Below are 25,397 nucleotides of genomic sequence, written 5' to 3' on the forward strand. Positions count from 1 at the left end.
ACCTCAGTCCTCCCGCAGCACGTAGCCGACGCCACGCACGGTGTGGATCAGGGAGGTGGCGCCGGGCTCGTCGACCTTGCGGCGCAGATAGCCGACGTACACGGCGAGGTTCTTCGAGCCGGGGCCGAAGTCGTAGCCCCAGATGCGGTCGTAGATCGTGGCGTGGTCGAGGACGATGCCCGCATTGCGCACGAGGAGTTCCAGGAGGTCGAACTCGGTGCGGGTGAGTTCCAGCTCACGGTCCCCGCGCCAGGCGCGCCTGGCCTGCGGGTCCATGCGCACATCGGCGGCCGTGACCTGCCCGTCCGGGGTGTCGGGCGCCACGTGGTGGCCGTTCTCGGAGGAGGCCGTGCCGTCGGTGCGGCGCAGGAGCGCGCGGAGCCGGGCGAAGACCTCGTCGACGTCGAACGGCTTCACGACGTAGTCGTCGGCGCCCGCGTCCAGACCCGCGATCCGGTCGGGCGTCTCGACGAGCGCCGTCAGCATCAGGATCGGCGTGCGGTCCCCCTCGGCGCGCAGCACCCGGCACACCTGGAGGCCGTCGATGCCCGGCATCATCACGTCCAGGACGAGGATGTCGGGCGCGCTGCGGTGAGCCTGGGCGATGGCCTCCACCCCGTCGGCGACGGCCGTGACCGCGTAGCCCTCCAGGGTCAGGGCCCGCTCCAGGGCGTGGCGGATGGCGCGGTCGTCCTCGGCGAGCAGCACGGTCGGGGACGTGGCGCGGGGGGCGGCGGACGCGGCGGTAGGGGACACGCGTTCCAGTGTGCCCTGCCGTCGCCGCAGCTCAACCCCCGACCGGGGACCGGCCAGCCCCCTTCTTACCCGCCTCTCACCCGCTCAGGACCGGCGGCTTACCTGGCTGCACCACGCTCCCCCTGATATGTCGCGGGCAGAGAGTCCGCCGGGAGGGCTGTCCATGAAGATCGTGTTCCTGCTGCACAACGCGTACGCGATCGGCGGGACCGTACGGACCACGCTCAACCTCGCCTCGGCGCTCGCCGGGCGCGGGGGCCACGACGTGGAGATCGTCTCGATGTCACGCCACCGCGAGGTGCCGCGGTTCGAGATCGACCCCGAGGTCACCCTTGTCCCGCTCGTCGACACCCGCATCGGGAGCGTCGACACGCGCTACGCGACGTACGAGGAACCGGCCCAGGACTTCCCCAGCGCCGAGAAGCGCCACAAGCAGTACACCCGGCTGCACGATCTGCGCGTGCGGGAGTACCTGGAGCACTGCGACGCTGACGTGGTGATCGGCACCCGCCCCGGGATCAACGTCTACCTGGCGATGTTCGGCCCCCGCACCGCCCTGCGCATCGGGCAGGAGCACCTGCGCCTGGAGGCCCACAGCAAGAAGCTCCGCGCGGTGCTCGCCCGCCACTACCGCTCCCTCGACGCCGTGGTCACCATGACGGCGGCGGACGCGGAGGCGTACCGGGCGCGCATGACCCTGCCGGGCGTGCGGGTCCTGTCGGTCCCGAACATCGTGCCGGAGGCGCCCTGCGAGCCCTCCGACGGCACCCCAAAGATCATCGCGACCGCCGGCCGGCTCGCCCCGGGCAAGCGGTTCGACCTGCTGCTCGAAGCGTTCTCGGCGGTCGCCGTGCAGGCGCCCGAGTGGCAGCTGCGGATCTACGGCGGCGGGCCCGAGGAGGCGAAGCTGCGCGAGCTGATCTCCGGGCTCGGCCTGACCGGGCGCGCGCACCTGATGGGCGCGCGCTCGCCGATCGAGCCGGAGTTCGCGCGGTCCTCGATCGTCGTGTCCGCCTCCGACGCGGAGTCCTTCGGGATGACGCTCGTCGAGGCGATGCGCTGCGGGGTCCCGGTGGTCAGCACGAACGCGCCGCTCGGCCCCGCCGAGATCATCACGGACGGCGTCGACGGCCGGCTCGTGCCGGTCGGGGACGCGCGCGCCATCGCCGAGGCCCTCGTCGACCTCATCGAGGACGAGCCCAAGCGGCACGCGATGGCCCGTGCGGCGTTCGCGTCGGCGCACCGGTACGACCCGGACCCGATCGTCGGCCGCTACGAGCTCCTGTTCGGCGAGCTGCGTGCGTCGCGGCGCCTGAGGTCCTGGGAGCGGCTGCGATACCGCGCGGCCAACTGGGCGCGCCGCAAAGCCCGTTCGACCCGCCGTCCGGCCCGGGGCACCTCGCCCGCGGCCCCGCGCGGGGCCCGCTCCGACCCGCGTCCCACCTGACGCCTAGGTCTTACCTGACGCTGAAGCAAGCAAGGGGGAAGGCACATGAGCGACGACGCGCGACGCGGCACGTCTGCTCCTGAACCGGCTCACCCGCGAGGCCTCACGGCCCCCGGGGCCCAGCGGGAACGAGCCACCGAGGGCCGGGGGAGGCGGGCCGTTCATCACCGGCGGCGGCCCGCCCCCCGGTCCGCACCACGCCCCGAGCGACAGCCGAACCCGGCGGCTTCTCCGGCTCCGGAAACGGATTCCCTGACAGCTCCGGACACCGGTTCTCAGACCGCTCCAGAACCCACACCCCCCGCGTCCGAGACCGTGTCGGCCGAGGCCACCTCCGCCTCCACCTCCGCCTCAGCCCCCACCGCTCCCTCCCCCTCCGAAACCCCCGCCCCCAGAACCACCCCCCACAGCGCCCCACCCCCCACTCCCGTCACACCGGACCCCCTCGGCCCCGCCCCCACCCCCCCGGGTGCGGAGGCCGGGCGTCCGGTGGGGTGGGGGGTGCGGGGCGTTCCGTGGCTGCTCGTCGTGGCCGTCGGGTACGCGCTCGCGCAGTTCGTGTTCGTCGTGCCGCAGCTCGCCCACGTACTCGGCTGGGACGAGTCGGTCTACGTGTCCCAGTACGACCCGCGCATACCCACCGCGTTCTTCAGCGCGCCCCGCTCGCGCGGCACCAGCTTCCTGACCGCGCCGATCATCGCGCTCACCTCGTCCACGGTGGTCCTGCGCGTCGGGCTCACGCTGCTGTCGTCGGCCGCACTGTACGCCGCGTTCCGCGTGTGGCGGCCGATCGTCGGGGCCCGCACCACCGCCCTCGCCGCACTCCTCTTCGCGGGCCTCTGGGTCACCCTGCTCTACGGGCCGCAGGCGATGCCGAACCTGTGGGTGGCGTTCGCCTCGGTCGGCGCGGTGGGCTGGTTCCTGCGGGCGGTGCTCCGGGGCGAGCCGCGCGCCGGCTGGTGGCTCGCGGGATGTGTCGCAGCGGCCGCCCTGTTCCGCGCGTCGGACGTCGTCTGGCTCACCCTGCCGCTGTTCGTGGTGGCCCTGTTCCGCGGCCGCCGGATGCTGCCCTACCTCGTGGGCGGGCTCGTCCTGGGGATGGCCCAGTGGGTCGCGGAGGCGTTCATCCGCTTCGGCTCGATCCAGGAACGCCTGCACGTGTCCAGCGCCACCGAGGGCACGATGGGCCTGCACCTCAACTTCGCCAACGCCTGGCACAGCCTCGACGGTCCGGTGCTCTGCCGCCCCTGCACGGTGACCCACGTCTCCACCGGCTTCACGCTGTGGTGGCTGGCCCTGCCGGTACTCGCGCTTGCCGCGCTCGGCTTCGCCCTGCGCGACCGCCGGTTCCCGCCGGCCGCGCTCGCCGTCGCGTGCGCCGTGTCACTCTCGGTGCCCTATCTGCTGCTGCTCGACTACTCGGCCCCGCGCTTCCTGCTCCCGGCGTACGCGCTGGTGGCGCTGCCGGTCGCGGGCCTGTTCGCCCGCTTCCGCGCGCGGAGCGTCCTGGTCGTCGTAGGAGTCGTGGTCGCCGCTCAGCTCACGTCGCAGAGCGTCGTCCTCGCCGACGTCAGGGACACGGCCGCCGCCGCGAACCAGCGCTACCGCGCCGCCGCCGACGGTCTGCGCGACCTGGGCCTGCGCCCGCCGTGCCTGGTCGCGGGCCCGCGCGCCATCCCGATCGCGTACGCCGGGGGCTGCGCCTCGGCCGAGGTGTCCGGGAACAACATGTCGACGTCCGTCGCGGGCCTGGTGAAGCAAGCCGCGAAGGAGCCGACGGCCGTCCTCACGGAAAAGGGACAGAGCCAGCCGCACTACACGCACGGCTGGACGCCACATCGCCTGCCCGGCACCCCCGGGTGGACGGCCTGGGTCGCCCCGGCCGCCCACCAGTAACTCCCTGTTACGCCCGCAGCGCGGCGAGCTGCTGCTCGAACGGGATCACGTCGTCGCCCCACTCCGCCACCGGCGCGGGGCGGGCGGCGGCGAGGCCGGTCATGAGCCGGGCGAGTTCGCCGCCGGCTCGCTCGACGCGCTCCGCCAGGCCCTCCGCTCCGAAGTCCTGCGACGCCGCGTACACGGCGGTCGGCACGACGACGGCCCGCAGGTGGGCGAAGAGCGGCCGCATCGCGTGCTCCAGGACGAGCGAGTGCCGCGGCGTCCCGCCGGTCGCCCCGACGAGCACGGGCTTCCCGGTGAGCGCGTCCCGGTCGAGCACGTCGAAGAACGACTTGAAAAGGCCGCTGTACGAGGCCGCGAACACCGGCGACACGGCGATCAGGCCGTCCGCCCCGGCCACCGCGTCGAGCGCCGCCTTGAGGGCGGGCCCGGGGAACCCGGTGACCAGGTTGTGGGCGATCTCGACGGCCAGGTCACGCAGCTCGACGAAGGTCACCTCGACGCCGGGCCCGGCCTGGGCGGTCACCGCCTGGGCGAGCCGGTCCGCGAGGATCCTGCTGGACGAGGGGGCGCTCAGCCCCGCCGACACGACGACGAGCTTCATGCGGCACTTCCTTCCTGCTCGGCGGGCGTGGTGTACGAGATGGGCGAGACGAAGCCTTCGGCGACGCGGGAGGCGTGCGTCGGGGCGTCCGGCACGTTCGCCGGGCGCATCTTCGCGAACTCCTCGCGCAGCACCGGCACGACCTCCTCGCCGAGGATGTCGAGCTGCTCCAGGACGGTCTTCAGGGGCAGGCCGGCGTGGTCCATCAGGAACAGCTGGCGCTGGTAGTCACCGACGTGGTCCCGGAAGCCGAGCGTCCGCTCGATCACCTGCTGCGGGGATCCCACGGTCAGCGGGGTCTGCGAGGTGAACTCCTCCAGGGAGGGGCCGTGCCCGTAGACCGGCGCGTTGTCGAAGTAGGGGCGGAACTCGCGCACCGCGTCCTGCGAGTTCTTGCGCATGAACACCTGGCCGCCGAGTCCGACGATCGCCTGCTCGGGGGTGCCGTGCCCGTAGTGGGCGAAGCGGCGCCGGTAGAGGTTCACCATCTGCTTGGTGTGCTCCATCGGCCAGAAGATGTTGTTGTGGAAGAACCCGTCCCCGTAGAAGGCGGCCTGTTCGGCGATCTCGGGCGAGCGGATCGAGCCGTGCCAGACGAAGGGCGCGACCCCGTCGAGCGGCCGCGGCGTCGACGTGAAGGACTGGAGCGGCGTACGGAACTTGCCCTCCCAGGTCACGACGTCCTCGTCCCACAGCCGGCGCAGCAGGGCGTAGTTCTCGATCGCGAGGTTGATGCCCTCGCGGATGTCCTTGCCGAACCAGGGGTAGACCGGGCCGGTGTTGCCGCGGCCCATCATCAGGTCGACGCGGCCGTCCGCGACGTGCTGGAGCATCGCGAAGTCCTCGGCGATCTTCACCGGGTCGTTGGTGGTGATCAGCGTGGTGGACGTCGACAGGATCAGGTTCTCGGTGCGGGCGGCGATGTAGCCCAGCATCGTCGTCGGCGAGGACGGCACGAACGGCCGGTTGTGGTGCTCGCCGGTGGCGAAGACGTCGAGGCCGACCTCTTCCGCCTTCTGCGCGATGGCGAGCATGGCCTTGATGCGCTCGTGCTCCGTCGGCGTACGGCCCGTCGTCGGATCGGCCGTGACGTCGCCGACGCTGAAGATTCCGAACTGCATGGCTGCTCACCCTTCGCGGTTGTTGATTATTCAACTATACCCACGAACGGTGGCGGCGTTCCAGCTATTCCCGGGTGCCGCGCGTCACTCCACGGGCACCCGGGATCGCACGTCAGCCCTTATGCGTCAGCCCTTACGCGGGCGCCCACCCCGGATCCCGCCCCGACGCCGCGAGCAGCCGCTCGAATTCCGACGCCCCCTCCGCCACCGCGACCGGCTCGCCGAACACCCCCATCGACCGCGCCGTCGGCCCCAGCTCGGCCACCGCCCCGGCCAGCCGGTCCACGACGGCGTGCTCGTCCCCCTCAGGCACGTACTCCTGCCCCGTCGCCCGCGCCAGGTCCCACGCGTGCACGGTCAGGTCGAGCAGCACCATCGAGCCGACCAGGGGCGCGGGCATGTTCATCGCGCCGGTCGTCCCCTCCTCCGCCCCCGGCGCCGACCAGGCAGCCACCAGCTTGCGGGCCTCCTCGCCGAACCGCTCACGCCAGTCAGGCCCGGCGCCCACGTGGTCCGGGGTCGCCGAGAAGTCGGAGTCCTCCTTGACCGCGAGGCGCTGGAACTGCACCACCACGTTGAAGAGGTGGTTCACCAGGGCCTTCACGTCGTACTCCGCGCACGGCGTGGGCGCGTCGAGCCGGTCGTCGGACAGCGCGCCGACCACCGGCAGAGCCCGCTCCACCGCCACCCCGAGAAGCTCACCGATTCCGCTCGCCCGCTCAGTCATCTCACTCATGACGCCAAGCTACGAACCCGAACACCGGCCGTCTTGAAGAAAGGCGACGCCTTGAAGAGGCGTCTTGAAGAGACGTCTTGAAGAAAGGCGACATACGATCCGGCCATGGCCGCACCCCGCCGTGGCACCCGCGGCATCGTCGCCCCGCAGGAGCTCCTCACCCGCGTACGGCTGCGCCGCCACGAGCCCGCCCCACCCCTGCGCCGCTACGTCGAGAACTACTGGTTCCTGGACTGGGACCTCTCCGAGCCCTACGCCTCGCACATCGTCCCGCACCCCTCGGTCAACGTGACCTTCGAGCGTTACGGCGACGAGAGCCCGGCCACGACGTGGGACGAGCCCGTCGGCGTGGTCACCGGCGTCGCACTCGGCCTGTTCACCAGGAAACTCACCGGACGCGGCCGGGTGTGCGGGGTGAAGTTCCGCAGCGGCGGCTTCCGCCCGTTCGCTCCGGACGTGCCCGTACTCCAGTGGACGGGACAGGAGCTGCCCGTGCACGACGTGTTCGCGAGCGCGCCCGCCGACATCGCCGAGACGGTCACCGGGCCCGACGACGAGCACGCGCGCGTGGCCGCGCTCGACGCGTTCCTGCTCGGCCTCGGCGCCGCCGACGACCCGCAGGCCGACCTCGCCATCACCCTCGTCGACCTCATCCGCTCCGACGCCACCGTGCACCGCGTCGGCGACTTCGCGGCCGCCCAGAGCATCTCCGTACGGGCCCTGCAACGCCTCTTTTCCGCGTACGTCGGCGTCGGGCCGAAGTGGGTCATCCTCCGCCACCGCATCCACCAGGCCCTGGAACGCGCCGACTCCGAGGCCGCCGTCGACTGGGCCGCCCTCGCCGCCGACCTCGGATACGCCGACCAGGCCCACCTCGTACGCGACTTCACCGCCACGGTGGGGGTACCGCCGACGGCCTACGCACCACAGACGCGGTAGGCGCCTGCGCGAGCCGGCCCCGCCCGGCAGGCGACGGCGAACGCCCCCGGCCGGGCATGACAGCCTGTGCCCATGCTCGTCGCCCGCTCCGCGCTCCTCTTCGTCCTCGCCGCCCTCTTCGAGATCGGCGGCGCCTGGCTCGTCTGGCAGGGCGTGCGCGAGCACAGAGGGTGGGCCTGGATCGGCGCGGGCGTGATCGCGCTCGGGATCTACGGCTTCGTCGCCACGCTCCAGCCCGACGGCGAGTTCGGCCGCATCCTGGCCGCGTACGGAGGCGTGTTCGTCGCCGGCTCGATCGCCTGGGGCATGGTCGCCGACGGATACCGGCCCGACCGCTGGGACGTCACCGGAGCACTCATCTGCCTGGCCGGCATGGCCGTGATCATGTACGCGCCCCGCGGCGGCCGGTGACAGCACCGCGCGCCGCCTGCCTATCCTGGCTGGAGTCGTCCGAGTGTCAGACCCACGCCCGAGGAGCACGTCCATGACCGCCGCCGCGCCCGCAGCCGCCTCCCGCATCGCCGTCGTCACCGGCGCGAGCAGCGGAATCGGGGCGGCCACCGCCCGACAGCTCGCGGCGGCCGGGTACCGGGTCGTGCTCACCGCGCGCCGCAAGGACCGCATCGAGAAGCTGGCCGCCGAGATCAACGAGGCGGGCCACGAGGCGATGCCCTACGCGCTCGACATCACGGACCGCGCCGCGGTCGACGAGTTCGCGACGGCCTTCAAGACCATCGGCGTCCTCGTGAACAACGCGGGCGGCGCGCTCGGCGCCGACCCCGTCGCGACGGGCGATCCGGCCGAGTGGCGCCGGATGTACGAGACGAACGTCATCGGCACGCTCAACATCACCCAGGCCCTGCTCCCCGCGCTCACCGCGAGCGGCGACGGCACGGTCGTCGTCCTCTCCTCAACGGCCGGCTTCGCCACGTACGAGGGCGGCGGCGGTTACGTGGCCGCGAAGCACGCCGAGCACGTGCTCGCGGAGACGCTGCGCCTGGAGATCCTCGGGACGCCGGTCCGGGTCATCGAGGTGGCGCCCGGCATGGTCAAGACGGAGGAGTTCGCCCTCACCCGCTTCGCCGGCGACACGGAGAAGGCGGAGAAGGTCTACGCGGGCGTCGCGCAGCCGCTCTCGGCGGACGACGTGGCCGACACGATCACCTGGGCGGTCACCCGCCCCAGCCACGTGAACATCGACCTCCTCGTCGTCCGCCCCCGCGCCCAGGCCTCGAACACGAAGGTCCACAGGGAGCTGTGATGGCACCCGAGTCCCCCGACCCGCTGGAGTCCCTGGAACAGGAACACGACGAGCGCCGCCGCGCAGAGGAAAAGCGCGGCGAACGCCACATGTGGTGGTACCTCGCCTACTTCCTCTTCGGCATCCACCTGGTGGCCCTGGTCATGATCTACGCGGTGACGCACTCGAAGTAGGCCTCAGCTCTTAAGCCTTACGGGGTCAGCCCTTCACGCACACGACCTGCTTCAGCTTCGCCACGACCTCGACGAGGTCCCGCTGCTGGTCGATGACCTGCTCGATCGGCTTGTACGCGCCCGGGATCTCGTCGACGACGCCGGAGTCCTTACGGCACTCCACACCCCGCGTCTGCTCCTCCAGGTCCCGCGTCGTGAAGTGCTTCTTCGCCGCGTTCCGGCTCATCCGGCGGCCGGCGCCGTGCGAAGCGGAGTTGAAGGACGCCGCGTTCCCGAGCCCCTTCACGATGTACGACCCCGTGCCCATGGAGCCCGGGATGATCCCGTACTCGCCGGAACCCGCGCGGATCGCGCCCTTACGGGTGACGAGCAGGTCCATGTCGTCGTACCGCTCCTCCGACACGTAGTTGTGGTGGCAGGAGATGACCGGCTCGAACGTCGGCTTCGCCTTCTTGAACTCCTTGCGGATCACGTCCTTGAAGAGCTCCATCATGATGGCGCGGTTGTACTTCGCGTACTCCTGCGCCCAGAACAGGTCGCTGCGGTACGCGTCCATCTGCGGGGTCTCCGCGATGAAGACGGCGAGGTCCCGGTCGACGAGGCCCTGGTTGTGCGACAGCTTCTGCGCGACGCCGATGTGGTGGTCGGCCAGTTCCTTGCCGATGTTGCGCGAACCGGAGTGCAGCATGAGCCACACGACACCCTCAGTATCGATCGTAAGTTCGATGAAGTGATTTCCCCCGCCCAGCGTCCCCATCTGCTTGACCGCCCGCTCCTCGCGGAACTTGACCGCGTCCGCGACCCCCTCGAAGCGGCCCCAGAAGTCCTCCCAGTCCGCCGTGCCGAAGCCGTGCTGGCGGGACGGGTCGACCGGGTCGTCGTGCATACCGCGGCCCACCGGGATCGCCTGCTCGATCTTCGAGCGCAGGCGGGACAGGTCACCCGGCAGGTCGTTCGCCGTCAGCGACGTCTTCACCGCCGACATGCCGCAGCCGATGTCCACCCCGACCGCCGCCGGGCAGACCGCCCCGTGCATCGCGATCACCGAGCCGACCGTCGCACCCTTGCCGTAGTGCACGTCGGGCATCACGGCCAGGCCCTTGATCCACGGCAGCGTCGCCACGTTCCGCAGCTGAGCCATCGCCACGTCCTCGACCGTCGCCGGATCCGTCCACATCCGGATCGGAACCTTCGCGCCCGGCACCTCTACGTACGACATAACGCCCTCTTTCCCCCGCACCTTCTCGTACTTGATCAAAAGTCTGTAATCGCAAATACCGGCGCCAAGGTCAACGAATGGGATATCGGACCGGCGTCCACGGCGGTGCGTGCGATAGACATTGTGTCCATCGGCCGCCTCGTCGCGGCAACCGAATAACCACGTCCGACGACGTGTCACCTTTGTCGAGAGGGGCCCTCACCGTGCAGCGGAAGGCGTATGTACCCGGCGTCGCCGCGCTCCTCGCAGCGCTGCTCACCGGTTGCACCGGCGGGCCCGGCCCGTCCGGCGACACGACCGACTCCAAGCCCGGTGACACCGGCACCAGCGCCCCCGCCGCCCACCCCGGCAAATACCGCACGCTCCCCGAGCCGTGCCGCCAGCTCGACCGCGGCACCCTCGACAAGATGCTCCCCGGCATCAAGGAACTCCCCGAGGGCGACCAGCGCGACAAGGCCTACGAGGGCGCGGCCACGGTCACGTACGACACGGACCGGCGCGTGGGCTGCCGCTGGAAGGACGACGGCACCGACGCCTCGCACCGGCTCCTGATCGACTTCGAGCGGGTCGTCTCCTACGACAACACGGTCAGCGACGACACGGAGGCCGGTCAGGTCTTCGCGTCGAAGCGGCTGGCGGCGCACCTGCCGGAGCCGGCTCCCGGAGGCACGTCGTCAGGGTCCTCCTCCTCTTCATCGTCCGCCTCCCCGTCCGCCGGCGCCAGTAAGAAGGACAAGGGGACGGGGAAGGGCGGGAAGAAGGGGGGCTCGGCCTCGGAGAGCGCGTCCGTCGACGCCTCCGCCAGCACCTCCGCCAGCGCCTCCGGCGACGACGCGCAGAGCGCCGACCTGCGGCCCCGCGTCCTCCAGGGTCTCGGTGACGAGGCGTTCCTCGACGACCAGCTCAGCGCGTCCGCGTCGACGGGCGGCCACCGGACCGTGACTGTGGTGTTCCGCACGTCCAACGTCATCGTCACCATCGAGTACGAGGAGCAGTCCGGACCCGCCGTCATGGCCCCGGACAGCAAGGAAATGCAGGACAGAGCGCAGGAACTGGCCGTCAAACTGGCCGGGCGGCTGAGCGAGTAACCGGCGGTATCCCACCCGGGCGGGTCCGCCGATCCGGAACCGCCCGGCGCGGCTTGGGCGTACGGTGACCCATCGGACCCGGGCCGCACCTCCGGGTACGTATCAGGCAAACCCGGAGAATAAGGAACCATGCACCGACCGACCAAGCGACTCAACCGCGTATTCGTCTGCGCAGCCGCCGTGCCGGTGATCCTCGTCGCAGCCGGCTGCTCCTCCGGCTCGGGCTCCTCCGACGGGGCGAAGAAGAGCTCGTCGAAGCCGTCGGCCGCCGCGTCCGCCGACACCGTCAAGGTGAAGCCGGCGGCGTACGGCTCGCTGCCCCAGCCCTGCTCGGCGATCTCGAAGAACACGCTCGACTCCCTCGTGCCGGCGGCGAAGGCGGGCAAGGCGGGCTCCTCCGACGACGAGTCGGTGCGCGGCACCTGCTCCTGGTCGAGCCTCGACAACAAGGGCGTCGACGGTTCGCAGTTCCGCTGGCTGAACGCGTCGCTGATGCGTTTCGACTCGGACGCGACCCGCGGCAGCGGCGACAAGCTGGCGCACACCTACTTCACGAAGCAGGTCACGGACGCGCAGTCGACCGAGGGCGCGAAGTCCCCGAAGGCCGAGCCGGTGAGCGGCACGGGCGACGAGGCGACGGCCGTGACGTACGAGCTGAAGAAGAAGGAAGGCACCTTCAAGCAGCAGACGATCGTGGCGCGCGTGAAGAACGTCGTCGTGACGATCGACTACAACGGCGCCGGTCTCGCGGGCCAGGGGGCGCCGGACGCCTCCGAGCTGGTGAAGGACGCCGAGAAGGCCGCGAAGGAGGCCGTCGCGGCGGTCGTCGCGGCGAACGAGTCCAGCAGCTCCTCGGCGAAGCCGTCGGACAAGGCGTCGGACAAGCCGTCCGAGAAGGCCTCCGACAAGCCGTCCGCCAAGGCCAGCTCGAAGTCCTGAAACTGAACCGGGGCGGGATCCTCAACTCCCCACCCTGACAAGCCTTTTGCGGAGCCCGGTCCCTTATGGGGCCGGGCTCCCGGCGTACCGGGACACGGCCCTCCGCATCGATGTGCGAGGCTGTTGCGGCCAATCAGCCGTACAGGGAGGGGACTCGCGTGGCCGTGCCACAGCTGACCCGGACTCACCGCATACTCATCGGCGTGGTCGTCGCCGGAGCGGTGGTCATCGCCGGCATCGGCTTCGCGGGGTCCTACGCGGCCGTGCGCTCGCTCGCGCTCCAGAAGGGGTTCGGGAACTTCAGCTATGTGTTCCCGATCGGCATCGACGCGGGCATCTGCGTACTCCTCGCGCTCGACCTGCTGCTGACCTGGATCCGCATCCCGTTCCCGCTGCTGCGCCAGACGGCGTGGCTGCTCACGGCGGCGACGATCGCGTTCAACGGCGCGGCCGCGTGGCCCGACCCGCTGGGCGTGGGGATGCACGCCGTCATCCCGATCCTGTTCGTCGTCGCGGTCGAGGCGGCCCGGCACGCGGTCGGCCGGATCGCGGACATCACCGCCGACAAGCACATGGAGGGCGTCCGCCTCACCCGCTGGATCCTCTCCCCGCTGCCCACGTTCCTGCTGTGGCGCCGCATGAAGCTGTGGGAGCTGCGCAGCTACGAGGCCGTCATCAATCTGGAGCGCGAGCGCATGGTCTACAAGGCCCGGCTGCACTCCCGCTTCGGCCGCGGCTGGCGCCGCAAGGCCCCCGTCGAGTCCCTGATGCCGCTGCGCCTCGCGCGTTACGGCGTCCCGCTCGAGGAGACGGCCGCCTCGGGCCTCGCCGCCGCCGGCATCGAACCGGTACTGCTGCCGCCGGCCTCGACGACCCCGGTGACCGCGCCGCCCAAGCCCGAGCTGGTCCAGGCCGCCCCGGCCGGGACGGCCGCCGAGACCCCGGCCCAGCCCGTGGCAGCCGCCGCGGGGACCGCCGTCGCGGACGAGGCGAGCCCGTGGTTCAAGACGCCCCAGCAGGCGGGACCGTACGGGGGCGGCTACGACCCGAACTACGACCCTGAGCAGCAGTACGAGCAGTGGTACGAGGCCCAGGGCCCGGAGCAGAACGCCGGCCAGAACCCTGGGCAGCCTCAGCCGGAAGTCTTCATTCCCGCCCAGGCCCAGGCCTCGCCCGAGCCGCACGCACAGGCTCAGCCCCAGGCCCCGGCCCAGCCCCAGCCGGAGCCCCACGACCCGGAGTTCCCCGTTCCCGCCGGTCCCGGCCGGACCCGCCCGCTCGGCGACGGGATCGCCGAGAACGGCGAGGCGCCGCTCACGGAGGAGGACCTCTACGAAGTGTTCCGCAAGTCGATAGAGGGTGAGGGCGCGCCGACGCCGGGCACGTTCCACGCCAACGTCGAGGCGACGTACGGCATCAAGCTGGAGCCACGCGAACTCCAGCGCTACATGGACCTGTTCCTCGAGCGCCTGAACAGCGAGTTCATCGAGAACCACATCGCCTGAGCCGCAGCAACGCCAGCAGCCGCAGCAACGCATGAAAGGGGCGCCCCGGATATCCGGGGCGCCCCTTTCACATGCACGAGCGGCTAGCGCCTACGCGCCAAGCAGCTTCCGCACCTGGTCCGCGCCCACCGCCAGCAGCAGCGTAGGCAGTCGCGGCCCGGTGTCACGGCCGACCAGCAGGTGGTACAGGAGCGCGAAGAACGTCCGCTGGGCCGTCTTGATCTCCGGCGGCAGCTCCTTCGGCGTCGCGTCGGCCGAGAAACCGGCCTGGACCTTCGGCACGCCGTAGACGAGGTGCGTCAGGCCGTCGAGCGACCAGTGCGAGTCCAGGCCCTCCAGGAGGAGCCGCAGCGACTCGCGGGCCGCGTCGTCGAGCCCGCCGAGGGCCTCCGTGTCGGGCTCGGCGCGCACCAGGGTGCGGGACTCGGCCGGCACGTACTTGCTGATCCACGCCTCGGCACGGTCGAGCCGCGGCCGTACCTCGTCGAGCGTGGTGACCGGGTTCGCCGGGTCGAGCTCGCTGAGGATGCGCAGCGACTGGTCCTCGTGGCCGGCGGTGATGTCGGCGACGGAGGCCAGCGTGCGGTACGGCAACGGGCGCGGCGTGCGCGGCAGTTCACCGGCGGCGGTGCCCACGGCGCGCGTGTAGGCGGCCGCGTCGGCCGGCAGGACGGACCCGTCGGCGACCTTGGACTCCAGCTTGTCCCACTCGTCGTAGAGCCGCTGGATCTCCTGGTCGAAGGCGATCTTGAACGACTGGTTGGGACGACGGCGGGCGTAGAGCCAGCGCAGCAGCTGCGGCTCCATGATCTGCAGCGCGTCGGCCGGGGTCGGGACCCCGCCCTTGCTGGAGGACATCTTGGCCATGCCGCTGATGCCGACGAAGGCGTACATCGGGCCGATCGGCTGCTTGCCGCCGAACAGCTCGACGATCTGCCCGCCGACCTGGAACGACGAGCCCGGCGACGAGTGGTCGACACCGGACGGCTCGAAGACGACGCCCTCGAACGCCCAGCGCATCGGCCAGTCGACCTTCCAGACCAGCTTGCCGCGGTTGAACTCGGAGAGCCGGACCGTCTCGGTGAAGCCGTCGAGCGTGCAGGTGTAGGACAGCTCCGTCGTCGCGTCGTCGTACGACGTGACGGTGGTGAGGTCCTTGCCGCACTCGCCGCAGAACGGCTTGTACGGGTAGTAGCCGCCCGCGCCGCCGCTGCCGTCGTCCTCGGACGCGGCGCCGGAGCCCTCGGCGGCCTCCAGCTCGGCCTCGTCGACCGGCTTCTGGCCCTGCTGCTTCTTGGCCGGGGCCTTCTTGGTGCGGTACTGGTCGAGGATCGCGTCGATGTCACCGCGGTGCTTCATCGCGTGCAGGATCTGCTCGCGGTAGACGCCCGCCTTGTACTGCTCGGTCTGGCTGATGCCGTCGAACTCGACGCCGAGGTCGGCGAGCGCCTCGATCATCGCGGCCTTGAAGTGCTCCGCCCAGTTCGGGAACGCCGAACCGGCGGGCGCGGGGACCGCGGTGAGGGGCTTGCCGATGTGCTCGGCCCAGGACGCGTCGGTGCCGGGGACACCGGCCGGGACCTTGCGGTACCGGTCGAAGTCGTCCCAGGAGATCAGGTGCCGGACCTCGTACCCGCGGCGGCGGACCTCGTCGGCGACCAGGTGCGGGGTCATGACCTCGCGCAGGTTGCCCAGGTGGATGGGCCCGGACGGGGAGAGTCCGGACGCGACGACGACCGGTTTGCCCGGGGCACGACGCTCCGACTCGGCAATGACCTCGTCCGCGTAACGGGAGACCCAGTCGGTGGTCTCTGTGCTCTGAGCCACGATCGGCACGTCCTTCTTCCTCATACGTGGTGTACGTCAGGAACCTGACGTACACCATTCTCCCAGCAACGCCCGTATCCGCGAAAACCGCTTTTCACCGCGTGGGATACTGACGTTCTCCGTGTATGGAGAGTCTCTCCGGGCACGGAGAGTTCCAGAAACCCAGGCACCCGAGCAGAACGGCGTCTCCCCATGGCCTCGGTCACGTCCCTCACCGCTTCCGTCCACCAGCGTCTCGCGGACGCCCTCTCGGCTGCCCTGCCGGAGGCCGGCGCCGCGGACCCGCTGCTGCGACGTAGCGACCGGGCCGACTTCCAGGCCAACGGGATCCTGGCGCTCGCGAAGAAGGCGAAGGCCAACCCGCGCGAGCTGGCCACGCAGGTCGTCGAGCGGATCACGGCCGGCGACCTGCTCGCCGACGTCGAGGTCTCGGGCCCCGGCTTCCTGAACGTCACGGTCACCGACAAGGCGATCACCGAGACGCTGGCGGCCCGTGCCGCCGACGACCGCCTCGGCGTCCCGCTGAAGGAGAACGCGGGCGTCACCGTCGTCGACTACGCGCAGCCGAACGTCGCGAAGGAGATGCACGTCGGCCACCTGCGGTCGGCGGTCATCGGCGACGCCCTGCGCGCCATGCTCGACTTCACCGGCGAGAAGACGATCGGCCGGCACCACATCGGTGACTGGGGCACCCAGTTCGGGATGCTCATCCAGTACCTGATCGAGCACCCGGGCGAGCTGGCCCCGGCCGACGAGGTCGACGGCGAGCAGGCCATGTCGAACCTCAACCGGATCTACAAGGCGTCCCGCGCCGTCTTCGACGCGGACGAGGACTTCAAGGAGCGGGCCCGTAAGCGGGTCGTCGCGCTGCAGTCGGGCGACAAGGAGACGCTCGACCTGTGGCAGCGGTTCGTGGACGAGTCGAAGGTCTACTTCTACTCGGTCTTCGAGAAGCTCGACATGGAGATCCGCGACGACGAGATCGTCGGCGAGAGCGCCTACAACGACATGATGGCCGAGACGGCGCGTCAGCTGGAGGAGTCGGGCGTCGCCGTCCGCTCCGAGGGCGCGCTCGTGGTCTTCTTCGACGACATCAAGGGCAAGGACGACCAGCCGGTCCCGCTGATCGTGCAGAAGAAGGACGGCGGCTTCGGCTACGCGGCCTCCGATCTCTCCGCGATCCGCGACCGCGTCGTCGACCTGCACGCCACTTCGCTGATCTACGTCGTGGATGTGCGCCAGTCGCTGCACTTCAAGATGGTCTTCGAGACGGCCCGCCGGGCGGGCTGGCTGAGCGACGAGGTCACGGCCCACAACATGGGCTACGGCACGGTCCTCGGCGCGGACGGCAAGCCGTTCAAGACGCGTGAGGGCGAGACGGTCCGCCTGGAGGACCTCCTCGACGAGGCCGCCGAGCGGGCCACGGCCGTCGTGCGCGACAAGGCCGAGAAGGTCGGCCTGACCGAGCAGGAGATCGTGGAGAACGGCCGGTACGTGGGCATCGGCGCGGTGAAGTACGCCGACCTGTCGACGTCGCCGAGCCGGGACTACAAGTTCGACCTGGACCAGATGGTGTCGCTGAACGGCGACACGAGCGTGTACCTCCAGTACGCGTACGCCCGGATCAAGTCGATCCTGCGCCGCGCCGGCGAGTCGGCCACCCCGGCCGCCCACCCGGAGCTGGAGCTGGCCCCGGCGGAGCGCGCGCTCGGCCTGCACCTGGACGCGTTCGGCGACACGGTCTTCGAGGCCGCCGCCGAGCACGCCCCGCACAAGCTGGCCGCGTACCTGTACCAGCTGGCGTCGCTGTACACGACGTTCTACGACCAGTGCCCGGTCCTGAAGGCCGACACCCCGGAGCAGGTCGAGAACCGCCTGTTCCTGTGCGACCTGACGGCCCGCACCCTGCACCAGGGCATGGCGCTCCTGGGCATCCGCACGCCCGAGAAGCTCTGACGCTCAAGCGATTACGTAAGCGGCCCGGCCCTCAGGGAGACCTGAGGGCCGGGCCGTTTACGTAGTCAGAAGGTGCGGCTCAGCGCAGCTGCCGCGCCGCCTCCGTCGCCCAGTACGTGAGGATCATGTTGGCGCCGGCGCGCTTGATGCCGAGCAGCGTCTCCATGATGGCGCGGTCGCGCTCGATCCAGCCGCGCTCGGCGGCCGCCTCGACCATCGCGTACTCGCCGCTGATCTGGTACGCGGCGACGGGCACGTCCACCGCCTCGGCGACCTTGGCGAGGATGTCGAGGTAGGGGCCGGCCGGCTTGACCATCACCATGTCGGCGCCCTCCTCCAGGTCGAGGGCGAGCTCGCGCAGCGACTCACGGACGTTGGCCGGGTCCTGCTGGTACGTCTTGCGGTCGCCGGTCAGCGACGAGCCGACGGCCTCGCGGAAGGGCCCGTAGAACGCCGACGAGTACTTCGCCGTGTAGGCGAGGATCGAGACGTCTTCCTTGCCGATGGTGTCGAGCGCGTCGCGGATGACGCCGACCTGGCCGTCCATCATGCCGCTGGGGCCCACGACATGGGCGCCGGCGTCGGCCTGGACCTGCGCCATCTCGGCGTAACGCTCCAGGGTCGCGTCGTTGTCGACGCGGCCGTCGGCGTCGAGGACACCGCAGTGGCCGTGGTCCGTGAACTCGTCGAGGCACAGGTCGGACATGACGATCAGGTCGTCCCCGACCTCGGCGCGTACGTCGCGCAGGGCGACCTGGAGAATCCCGTCGGGATCCGTACCGACCGTCCCCAGAGCGTCCTTCTTCTCTTCCTCCGGCACGCCGAAGAGCATGATCCCGGAGACCCCGGCCTCGACCGCCTCGACGGCGGCCTTCTTCAGGGTGTCGCGGGTGTGCTGCACGACCCCGGGCATGGACCCGATCTCGACGGGCTCACTGATCCCCTCCCGCACGAACGCGGGCAGAATCAGATCAGCCGGATGCAACCGAGTCTCGGCAACCATGCGCCGCATAGCGGGATTGACCCGCAACCGCCGAGGCCGCACACCAGGAAACGATCCGTACTCGGTCACACCAACACTCCGTGTCTCACTACGACTCCCACCGCTTACTGCTGTGGGCAGCTGGTCCGCCAGGGGCGGAACGGGTGGGCACAGCCCATGCGCCGGGTCACGGCACAAGGGCGCCCACCCATCTCGACCCTACGGCGCCGCGCGCCGCCGCCGCGCCCCCGGCCGCCGCTCAGACGGCCGGGACACAGGGTCCCCAGCTTCAAGCGCAGCGGCACGCCGCCGCGCACCGAAGTCCGCGAGAGCCTGCGCCAGCCGATGCACAGACGGCTCAGGAGCCATCACATCAACCCGAAGCCCATGCTCCTCCGCCGTCTTGGCGGTAGCCGGACCAATACAAGCGATCACCGTCACGTTGTGCGGCTTACCGGCGATACCCACAAGGTTCCGCACGGTCGACGACGAAGTGAAGAGAACGGCATCGAACCCGCCCCCCTTGATCGCCTCCCGCGTCTCCGCCGGCGGCGGCGACGCCCGCACCGTCCGGTACGCGGTCACGTCGTCCACCTCCCACCCGAGCTCGATGAGCCCGGCGACCAACGTCTCCGTGGCGATGTCGGCCCGCGGCAGGAACACCCGGTCGATCGGGTCGAAGACCGGGTCGTACGGCGGCCAGTCCTCGAGCAGACCGGCGGCGGACTGCTCACCGCTCGGCACGAGATCCGGCTTCACACCGAACGCGATCAGCGCGTTGGCGGTCTGCTCACCGACGGCCGCGACCTTGATCCCGGCGAAGGCACGGGCGTCGAGCCCGTACTCCTCGAACTTCTCGCGCACGGCCTTGACCGCGTTCACCGAGGTGAAGGCGATCCACTCGTAGCGCCCGGTGACGAGGCCCTTGACCGCCCGCTCCATCTGCTGGGGCGTCCGCGGCGGCTCGACGGCGATCGTCGGCACCTCGTGCGGCACGGCCCCGTAGGAGCTGAGCTGGTCGGAGAGCGACGCCGCCTGCTCCTTCGTACGCGGCACGAGCACCTTCCAGCCGAACAGCGGCTTGGACTCGAACCACGCGAGCTGGTCGCGCTGGGCGGCGGCGGAACGCTCGCCGACCACGGCTATGACGGGGCGCCCGCCGTCCGGGGACGGCAGCACCTTCGCCTGCTTGAAGGTCTGGGCGATGGTGCCGAGCGTCGCGGTCCACGTCCGCTGGCGCGTCGTCGTACCGCCGACCGTGACGGTGAGTGGGGTGTCCGGCTTACGGCCCGCCGCCACCAGCTCACCGGCGGCCGCGGCCACCGCGTCGAGCGTCGTCGACACGACGACCGTGCCGTCGGACGCGCCGACCTCGGTCCAGCACCGGTCGGAAGCCGTACGGGCGTCGACGAAGCGCACGTCCGCGCCCTGGGCGTCCCGCAGCGGCACACCGGCGTACGCGGGCACACCGACGGCGGCCGCGATGCCGGGAACGACCTCGAAGTCGATCCCCTCGGCGGCGCAGGCGAGCATCTCGTCGGCCGCGTACGTGTCGAGCCCGGGGTCACCGCTGACCGCACGGACGACCCGCTTGCCGCCCCGCGCGGCCTCCATGACAAGATTGGCGCAGTCCCTCAACGCGGGGACCGCGACGGCAGTTGACGCATCATCAGCAGCCGTCTGCCCCGGTGTGCCCGGGTTCTCCGCGCCGAGGACGGTCACGCCCGCCTTCGCGTGTGTGCGGACGACGTCGAGCACTTCGGGCTCGGCGATCAGCACATCCGCTCGGGCGAGCGCCTCCACGGCGCGCAGCGTCAGTAGTCCTGGATCTCCGGGTCCGGCACCGAGGAAGGTGACGTGCCCGGTTGCCCAGGTGGCGGAAGGGTCAGAGGTGGTGGGGCTCAAAGTGCTCGCTCCCCCATCAGACCGGCCGCGCCCTTGGCAAGCATCTCGGCAGCGAGTTCGCGACCGAGCGCCTGCGCCTGGTCATCTGTCTCGGGCACGGGACCGGTGGTGGACAGCTGCACCAGCGAGGAGCCGTCGGTGGTCCCGACGACGCCGCGCAGGCGCATTTCGTTGGCAATCTGCCCGTCGGCCAGCAGGTCGGCCAGCGCACCCACAGGTGCGCTGCAGCCGGCCTCCAGGGCGGCGAGCAGGGATCGCTCGGCGGTCACGGCGACTCGTGTGAACGGGTCGTCGAGCTCGGCGAGCGCGGCGGCGAGGTCCGCGTCGGACGCGGCGCACTCGACCGCCAGAGCCCCCTGGCCGGGGGCGGGCAGAACGGTGTCGACCGCGAGGAAGTCGGTCACTTCCCCGGTACGGCCGATCCGGTTCAGTCCGGCGGCGGCGAGCACGACGGCGTCGAGCTCCCCGTTGTGCACGTAACCGATGCGGGTGTCTATGTTCCCGCGGATCGGTACGGTCTGTATGCGCATACCGTGGCTGCGCGCGTATGCGTTCAGCTGCGACATGCGGCGCGGCGAACCCGTACCCACGCGGGCCCCGTCGGGGAGCTCGGCGAAGGTCAGTCCGTCACGGGCGACGAGGATGTCGCGCGGGTCCTCGCGCAGCGGCACGGCCGCCAGCGTGAGGCCGGGGTGGGGGGTGGTCGGCAGATCCTTGAGGGAGTGCACGGCGAAGTCGACGTCGCCGCGCAGCAGCGCCTCGCGCAGCGCGACGACGAACACCCCGGTGCCGCCGATCTGCGCCAGCTGCTCACGGGAGGTGTCGCCGTACGTGGTGATCTCGACCAGCTCGACGGGACGTCCCGTCACCTGGCGCACGGCCTCAGCCACGTGCCCGGACTGGGCCATGGCGAGCTTGCTGCGCCTGGTCCCGAGCCTGAGTGCCCTGTCCGTCATGATGCCCGGCCTCGATTCTTGGCTACCGGCTCGTTCAGCTCGTTCAGATCGGCCCGCGAGACGGCGGCTACCGCCTCCGGGTCGAGGTCGAAAAGGGTCCGCAGCGCGTCCGCGTACCCGGCGCCCCCGGGTTCGGCCGCGAGCTGCTTGACCCGCACGGTGGGCGCGTGGAGGAGCTTGTCCACGACGCGCCGCACGGTCTGGGTGATCTCGGCGCGCTGCTTCTCGTCGAGCTCCGGGAGGCGCCCGTCGAGCCGCGCGATCTCGCCGGCGACCACGTCGGCGGCCATCGTGCGCAGGGCGACGACGGTCGGCGTGATGGTCGCGGCGCGCTGGGCGGCGCCGAACGCGGCGACCTCGTCGGAGACGATGCCCCGCACCTGGTCCACGTCGGCGGCCATCGGCGCGTCGGCCGAGGCCTCGGCGAGCGACTCGATGTCGACGAGACGCACTCCGGCGAGGCGGTGGGCGGCGGCGTCGATGTCACGCGGCATGGCCAGGTCGAGCAGAGCGAGTTCGCGCTCACGCTCGCCGATGGCGCCGCTGATCTCGGCCTCGGCGAGTACGAGTCCGGTCGCGCCGGTGCAGGAGACGACGACGTCGGCGCGGGCCATCTCGGCGCCCACGGCGTCCATGCGGACTGCGCGCGCGGTCACGCCGGTGCCGCCGGGCTCGCTCAAAATCTGGGCGAGGCGCTCGGCGCGCTCCAGGGTGCGGTTGGCGACGACGATCTCGGAAACTCCGGCGCGCGCGAGCGTCGCGGCGGCCAGCGAGGACATCGAGCCCGCGCCGATCACCAGGGCACGCTTGCCGCTCGCCCAGCCGTCGACGGGGGTGCCGTCGGCAAGCTGCTCCAGGCCGAAGGTGACCAGGGACTGGCCGGCCCGGTCGATGCCGGTCTCCGAGTGGGCCCGCTTGCCGACCCGCAGGGCCTGCTGGAACAGGTCGTTCAGGAGGCGGCCCGCGGTGTGCAGGTCCTGCGAGCGCGCGAGGCCGTCCTTGATCTGGCCGAGGATCTGGCCCTCGCCCACGACCATCGAGTCGAGCCCGCACGCCACCGAGAAGAGGTGGTGGACGGCCCGGTCCTCGTAGTGCACATAAAGATAAGGAGTGAGCTCTTCCAGACCGACGCCGCTGTGCTGGGCGAGAAGGGTCGAGAGCTCGGCGACACCCGCGTGGAACTTGTCAACGTCGGCGTACAGCTCGATGCGGTTGCACGTCGACAGCACCGAGGCCTCGACGGCGGGCTCGGCGGCGAGCGTGTCCTGGAGCAGCTTGCCCTGGGCATCCGCGGAGAGCGCCGCGCGCTCAAGAACGCTGACGGGGGCGCTGCGGTGGCTCAGGCCTACGACGAGGAGACTCATGCCGGCATCACGGCGGGGACGTCCCCGTCGGGTCCCTTGCGGTTCTGCTTCGGCGCGACGGCGGTCTCGGCCTCGACCGTCTCCGCATTCTCCGTACCGGCCGCGCTCTCGGTCTCGGTCTCGCTCTCCTGGCCCTCGCCGGCCTTGCGCTGCTCGTGGAAGGCGAGGATCTGAAGCTCGATGGAGAGGTCGACCTTGCGCACGTCGACGCCGTCCGGCACGACCAGGACGGTCGGCGCGAAGTTCAGGATCGAGGTGACACCGGCGGCGACGAGCCGGTCGCAGACCTGCTGGGCCGCGCCCGCGGGGGTCGCGATGACACCGATGGAGACGCCGTTCGTGTCGATGATCTTCTCGAGCTCGTCGGCGTGCTGCACGGCCATGCCCGCGACGGACTTGCCGGTCATCGCCGGGTCGGCGTCGATGAGCGCCGCGACCCGGAAGCCGCGCGAGGCGAACCCGCCGTAGTTGGCGAGGGCGGCGCCGAGGTTACCGATACCGACCATGACGATCGGCCAGTCCTGGGTGAGCCCGAGCTCGCGCGAGATCTGGTAGACGAGGTACTCGACGTCGTACCCCACACCGCGAGTGCCGTACGAGCCGAGGTACGAGAAGTCCTTGCGCAGCTTCGCGGAGTTGACCCCCGCCGCGGCCGCGAGCTCCTCCGAGGAGACCGTGGGGACCGAGCGCTCCGACAGAGCGGTGAGGGCTCGGAGGTACAGCGGAAGCCTGGCGACAGTGGCCTCGGGAATGCCTCGGCTGCGGGTCGCCGGTCGGTGAGTTCGGCCAGTTGCCACGGTGCTCCTGCGGGTAGAGCGGGGCTGCGGGCGGCTGAAATTTCCGTGACCGCCCCGTCGAATGCAGGCTATGTCTTTGTGAACGCGTGCACAAAGATTGTGTCCGATTTGCCCGGGCAACGTGACCGGGGTCACGCGCCCCTGGCACGCACTTGTGGAACCGCCGCGCCAGCCGCTTCGTTGCCTACGTGAAGGGGGCAAAACCGCCCACTCTCCTCTTCGATCCACGCCCCCGAGACCAAACCGCCCACGATCCTAAGCGACTTTCCGGACCGTTTGGACTGGTCGGTCAGTGACGCTCACGACTCCCGCGCGCCCCGCCCGGCACGTCAGCCCGTCAGCGCACGCCGAAGTCGGTCCTCGTTCACTTTCCAGAAGTCATGCTGTGCTCCGTCCACCAGCACCACGGGGATCTGCTCCCAGTACAAGCGGTACAGCTCCTCGTCCTGAGTGATGTCCTTCTTCTCCCAGGCCGACCCGAGCTCGCCGCAGACCTTCTCGATCACCACCTGCGCGTCGTCACACAGATGGCAGCCGGGCTTCCCGATCAGGGTGACCAGGCGCTCCTCGGGGCTCTTCTTCTCGCTCCGGCGAAAAATGGGGCTCATACCGGCCATTCTCGCTCCGCCCGCGGCACCCGGAGCACCCGGACGGCCTCTTCTTTCATGACTCGGTCGCGCAGAGTTCACGAGGCCGAATCCGCACGACTCCGGAACCAGGGAACCAACTGGCTATGCTCACGTCATGGCCCGCCCGTCTCCCGACCACCACCCCGGCAGGAGGCACTTCGTGCCGCACATCGGAATCGGATGGCTCACTCCTCGCAGGCGCCCCGCCACCGCGCGCAGCGTGCTGGCCGGCGAGGCCTCGGCCGAGGCCGCCCGCAAGTCGTCGCAGGAGCTGGAAAAGCTCGTCGAGACGGAACAGCCCGAAGGCGTCCAGGAACCCGAGTTCCCCGTCGTCGGTGACGTCCGCGCCGCCGCCTTCTTCGACCTCGACAACACCGTGATGCAGGGCGCCGCGATCTTCCACTTCGGCCGCGGCCTCTACAAGCGGAAGTTCTTCAGGCGCCGCGAGCTGGTCAAGTTCGGCTGGCAGCAGGCGTGGTTCAGGATCGCCGGCGTCGAGGATCCGGAACATATGCAGGACGCCCGCGACAGCGCGCTGTCCATCGTCAAGGGCCACCGCGTCGCCGAGCTGATGTCCATCGGCGAGGAGATCTACGACGAGTACATGGCCGAGCGCATCTGGCCCGGCACCCGCGCCCTCGCCCAGGCCCACCTGGACGCGGGCCAGAAGGTGTGGCTCGTCACCGCGGCCCCCGTCGAGACGGCGACGATCATCGCGCGGCGCCTCGGCCTGACCGGCGCCCTCGGCACGGTCGCCGAGTCCGTCGACGGCGTCTACACCGGCAAGCTCGTCGGCGAACCCCTGCACGGCCCCGCGAAGGCCGAGGCCGTCCGTGCCCTCGCCGCCGCCGAAGGCCTCGACCTGCGCCGCTGCGCCGCGTACAGCGACTCGCACAATGACATCCCGATGCTGTCGCTCGTCGGGCATCCGTACGCGATCAATCCGGACGCGAAACTGCGCAAGCACGCGCGCGAACGTGACTGGCGGCTGCGCGACTACCGCACCGGCCGCAAGGCCGCGAAGGTCGGCATCCCGGCCGCCGCGGGAGTCGGCGCACTGGCCGGCGGCACCGCGGCCGCCGTCGCCCTGCACCGCCGCCGCCGCTGACGAACAGGCCCCGGCCGCACCCCGGGGCCTGAAGTGTCGCCGCGGATTCTCAACCCCTTACCCGTGCACGGCCTCCGCCAGTCACGCAGAGGTCGACTCGTCCGCAACGCACCGTGCACCCAGACCGAATCTGCACTGATTCGATCAACAAACGGTCACTCTCCGGCACGCGAATCGACTCCGTTC

General features: G+C 70.8%; 23 protein-coding genes. 11 read left to right on the top strand and 12 right to left on the bottom strand.

The genetic code is table 11. The features are described 5' to 3' along the window. Nucleotides 1-3 precede the first annotated feature (3 nt). Nucleotides 4-708, bottom strand: coding sequence for a response regulator transcription factor (locus ABZ893_RS25730; protein ID WP_361407807.1), 705 nt, complete (start codon nt 706-708; stop codon nt 4-6). Between the two features lie 211 nt (nt 709-919). Between ABZ893_RS25730 and ABZ893_RS25735 the strand changes: the two genes are divergently transcribed. Both ABZ893_RS25735 and ABZ893_RS25740 read left to right on the top strand, forming a co-directional pair. Then, nucleotides 920-2,203 carry a glycosyltransferase family 4 protein gene (locus ABZ893_RS25735; RefSeq protein ID WP_361407719.1) on the top strand — a complete coding sequence of 428 codons (1,284 nt, stop codon included), beginning with the start codon at nt 920-922 and terminating at the stop codon, nt 2,201-2,203. Between the two features lie 501 nt (nt 2,204-2,704). Beyond that, complete coding sequence (locus ABZ893_RS25740) at nt 2,705-4,099, top strand: hypothetical protein (protein WP_361407721.1); 1,395 nt, start codon at nt 2,705-2,707, stop codon at nt 4,097-4,099. 7 nt (nt 4,100-4,106) lie between these two features. Here the strand turns inward: ABZ893_RS25740 and ABZ893_RS25745 are convergent, their stop codons facing one another. The 3 genes from ABZ893_RS25745 to ABZ893_RS25755 all read right to left on the bottom strand — a co-directional run bounded on the left by ABZ893_RS25745 (nt 4,107) and on the right by ABZ893_RS25755 (nt 6,554). Next, complete coding sequence (locus ABZ893_RS25745; protein ID WP_361407723.1) at nt 4,107-4,706, bottom strand: FMN reductase; 600 nt, start codon at nt 4,704-4,706, stop codon at nt 4,107-4,109. Continuing rightward, nucleotides 4,703-5,827: an LLM class flavin-dependent oxidoreductase gene (locus ABZ893_RS25750; RefSeq protein ID WP_361407725.1), complete on the bottom strand. Its 1,125-nt coding sequence runs from the start codon at nt 5,825-5,827 to the stop codon at nt 4,703-4,705. The genes ABZ893_RS25745 and ABZ893_RS25750 overlap by 4 nt, the downstream gene beginning before the upstream one ends. A 133-nt stretch (nt 5,828-5,960) precedes the next feature. After that, entirely contained in the window at nt 5,961-6,554 is a 594-nt protein-coding gene (locus ABZ893_RS25755) for a TIGR03086 family metal-binding protein (RefSeq protein ID WP_361407809.1), read from the bottom strand. 114 nt (nt 6,555-6,668) lie between these two features. Here ABZ893_RS25755 and ABZ893_RS25760 point away from each other — a divergent pair, with 114 nt between their 5' ends. The 4 genes from ABZ893_RS25760 (at nt 6,669) to ABZ893_RS25775 (ending at nt 8,936) form a co-directional block, all read left to right on the top strand. Continuing rightward, complete coding sequence (locus ABZ893_RS25760) at nt 6,669-7,502, top strand: helix-turn-helix domain-containing protein (protein WP_361407727.1); 834 nt, start codon at nt 6,669-6,671, stop codon at nt 7,500-7,502. Nucleotides 7,503-7,574: 72 nt separating this feature from the next. Further along, the gene (locus ABZ893_RS25765; RefSeq protein WP_266676542.1) at nt 7,575-7,913 is read left to right on the top strand and encodes a YnfA family protein; all 339 of its coding nucleotides are present in this window, start codon (nt 7,575-7,577) and stop codon (nt 7,911-7,913) included. A gap of 73 nt (nt 7,914-7,986) precedes the next feature. Beyond that, the gene (locus tag ABZ893_RS25770) at nt 7,987-8,763 is read left to right on the top strand and encodes an SDR family NAD(P)-dependent oxidoreductase (protein WP_361407729.1); all 777 of its coding nucleotides are present in this window, start codon (nt 7,987-7,989) and stop codon (nt 8,761-8,763) included. Further along, the gene (locus ABZ893_RS25775; RefSeq protein ID WP_361407731.1) at nt 8,763-8,936 is read left to right on the top strand and encodes a hypothetical protein; all 174 of its coding nucleotides are present in this window, start codon (nt 8,763-8,765) and stop codon (nt 8,934-8,936) included. Before ABZ893_RS25770 ends, ABZ893_RS25775 begins: the two co-directional genes overlap by 1 nt. A 25-nt stretch (nt 8,937-8,961) precedes the next feature. Here ABZ893_RS25775 and ABZ893_RS25780 read toward each other — a convergent pair whose 3' ends face one another. Then, a complete protein-coding gene (locus ABZ893_RS25780) occupies nt 8,962-10,155 on the bottom strand; it encodes an RtcB family protein (RefSeq protein ID WP_361407733.1) in 1,194 nt (397 codons plus the stop codon). A gap of 203 nt (nt 10,156-10,358) precedes the next feature. Between ABZ893_RS25780 and ABZ893_RS25785 the strand changes: the two genes are divergently transcribed. From ABZ893_RS25785 to ABZ893_RS25795, 3 genes are all read left to right on the top strand, one after another. Continuing rightward, nucleotides 10,359-11,243, top strand: coding sequence for a DUF3558 domain-containing protein (locus ABZ893_RS25785; RefSeq protein WP_361407735.1), 885 nt, complete (start codon nt 10,359-10,361; stop codon nt 11,241-11,243). 129 nt (nt 11,244-11,372) lie between these two features. After that, complete coding sequence (locus ABZ893_RS25790; RefSeq protein ID WP_361407737.1) at nt 11,373-12,182, top strand: DUF3558 domain-containing protein; 810 nt, start codon at nt 11,373-11,375, stop codon at nt 12,180-12,182. A gap of 158 nt (nt 12,183-12,340) precedes the next feature. After that, nucleotides 12,341-13,687, top strand: coding sequence for a DUF2637 domain-containing protein (locus ABZ893_RS25795; protein ID WP_361407739.1), 1,347 nt, complete (start codon nt 12,341-12,343; stop codon nt 13,685-13,687). A gap of 90 nt (nt 13,688-13,777) precedes the next feature. Here the strand turns inward: ABZ893_RS25795 and lysS are convergent, their stop codons facing one another. After that, nucleotides 13,778-15,523: a lysine--tRNA ligase gene (lysS, locus tag ABZ893_RS25800; protein WP_361407741.1), complete on the bottom strand. Its 1,746-nt coding sequence runs from the start codon at nt 15,521-15,523 to the stop codon at nt 13,778-13,780. A gap of 183 nt (nt 15,524-15,706) precedes the next feature. Here lysS and argS point away from each other — a divergent pair, with 183 nt between their 5' ends. Beyond that, nucleotides 15,707-17,470 carry an arginine--tRNA ligase gene (argS, locus tag ABZ893_RS25805; protein WP_361407743.1) on the top strand — a complete coding sequence of 588 codons (1,764 nt, stop codon included), beginning with the start codon at nt 15,707-15,709 and terminating at the stop codon, nt 17,468-17,470. Nucleotides 17,471-17,549: 79 nt separating this feature from the next. Here argS and hemB read toward each other — a convergent pair whose 3' ends face one another. The 6 genes from hemB to ABZ893_RS25835 form a co-directional block, all read right to left on the bottom strand. Then, nucleotides 17,550-18,542 carry a porphobilinogen synthase gene (gene hemB, locus ABZ893_RS25810; protein ID WP_361407745.1) on the bottom strand — a complete coding sequence of 331 codons (993 nt, stop codon included), beginning with the start codon at nt 18,540-18,542 and terminating at the stop codon, nt 17,550-17,552. Between the two features lie 129 nt (nt 18,543-18,671). Continuing rightward, entirely contained in the window at nt 18,672-20,357 is a 1,686-nt protein-coding gene (locus tag ABZ893_RS25815) for a uroporphyrinogen-III synthase (RefSeq protein ID WP_361407747.1), read from the bottom strand. Then, the gene (hemC, locus tag ABZ893_RS25820) at nt 20,354-21,313 is read right to left on the bottom strand and encodes a hydroxymethylbilane synthase (RefSeq protein ID WP_361407749.1); all 960 of its coding nucleotides are present in this window, start codon (nt 21,311-21,313) and stop codon (nt 20,354-20,356) included. The genes ABZ893_RS25815 and hemC overlap by 4 nt, the downstream gene beginning before the upstream one ends. After that, entirely contained in the window at nt 21,310-22,677 is a 1,368-nt protein-coding gene (locus ABZ893_RS25825) for a glutamyl-tRNA reductase (RefSeq protein WP_361407751.1), read from the bottom strand. The genes hemC and ABZ893_RS25825 overlap by 4 nt, the downstream gene beginning before the upstream one ends. After that, nucleotides 22,674-23,474, bottom strand: a complete 801-nt coding sequence (locus ABZ893_RS25830; RefSeq protein ID WP_361407753.1) for a redox-sensing transcriptional repressor Rex — start codon at nt 23,472-23,474, stop codon at nt 22,674-22,676. Before ABZ893_RS25830 ends, ABZ893_RS25825 begins: the two co-directional genes overlap by 4 nt. A 329-nt stretch (nt 23,475-23,803) precedes the next feature. Continuing rightward, on the bottom strand, nt 23,804-24,091 hold the full coding sequence (locus ABZ893_RS25835) for a glutaredoxin family protein (RefSeq protein ID WP_361407755.1): 288 nt from the start codon (nt 24,089-24,091) through the stop codon (nt 23,804-23,806). Between the two features lie 127 nt (nt 24,092-24,218). Between ABZ893_RS25835 and ABZ893_RS25840 the strand changes: the two genes are divergently transcribed. Further along, nucleotides 24,219-25,211, top strand: coding sequence for an HAD-IB family hydrolase (locus ABZ893_RS25840; protein ID WP_361407757.1), 993 nt, complete (start codon nt 24,219-24,221; stop codon nt 25,209-25,211). Nucleotides 25,212-25,397: the final 186 nt, after the last annotated feature.

The organism is Streptomyces sp. NPDC046821, from assembly GCF_040645335.1.
GTDB lineage: Bacteria > Actinomycetota > Actinomycetes > Streptomycetales > Streptomycetaceae > Streptomyces.

Bases quoted from the DNA above. Each gene is read 5' to 3' on its own strand.
- ABZ893_RS25735 (WP_361407719.1), top strand. From the start codon at position 920: ATGAAGATCGTGTTCCTGCTGCACAACGCGTACGCGATCGGCGGGACC.
- ABZ893_RS25745 (WP_361407723.1), bottom strand. From the start codon at position 4,706: ATGAAGCTCGTCGTCGTGTCGGCGGGGCTGAGCGCCCCCTCGTCCAGC.
- ABZ893_RS25750 (WP_361407725.1), bottom strand. From the start codon at position 5,827: ATGCAGTTCGGAATCTTCAGCGTCGGCGACGTCACGGCCGATCCGACG.
- ABZ893_RS25755 (WP_361407809.1), bottom strand. From the start codon at position 6,554: ATGACTGAGCGGGCGAGCGGAATCGGTGAGCTTCTCGGGGTGGCGGTG.
- ABZ893_RS25760 (WP_361407727.1), top strand. From the start codon at position 6,669: ATGGCCGCACCCCGCCGTGGCACCCGCGGCATCGTCGCCCCGCAGGAG.
- ABZ893_RS25765 (WP_266676542.1), top strand. From the start codon at position 7,575: ATGCTCGTCGCCCGCTCCGCGCTCCTCTTCGTCCTCGCCGCCCTCTTC.
- ABZ893_RS25770 (WP_361407729.1), top strand. From the start codon at position 7,987: ATGACCGCCGCCGCGCCCGCAGCCGCCTCCCGCATCGCCGTCGTCACC.
- ABZ893_RS25775 (WP_361407731.1), top strand. From the start codon at position 8,763: ATGGCACCCGAGTCCCCCGACCCGCTGGAGTCCCTGGAACAGGAACAC.
- ABZ893_RS25780 (WP_361407733.1), bottom strand. From the start codon at position 10,155: ATGTCGTACGTAGAGGTGCCGGGCGCGAAGGTTCCGATCCGGATGTGG.
- ABZ893_RS25790 (WP_361407737.1), top strand. From the start codon at position 11,373: ATGCACCGACCGACCAAGCGACTCAACCGCGTATTCGTCTGCGCAGCC.
- argS (WP_361407743.1), top strand. From the start codon at position 15,707: ATGGCCTCGGTCACGTCCCTCACCGCTTCCGTCCACCAGCGTCTCGCG.
- hemC (WP_361407749.1), bottom strand. From the start codon at position 21,313: ATGACGGACAGGGCACTCAGGCTCGGGACCAGGCGCAGCAAGCTCGCC.
- ABZ893_RS25825 (WP_361407751.1), bottom strand. From the start codon at position 22,677: ATGAGTCTCCTCGTCGTAGGCCTGAGCCACCGCAGCGCCCCCGTCAGC.
- ABZ893_RS25835 (WP_361407755.1), bottom strand. From the start codon at position 24,091: ATGGCCGGTATGAGCCCCATTTTTCGCCGGAGCGAGAAGAAGAGCCCC.
- ABZ893_RS25840 (WP_361407757.1), top strand. From the start codon at position 24,219: ATGGCCCGCCCGTCTCCCGACCACCACCCCGGCAGGAGGCACTTCGTG.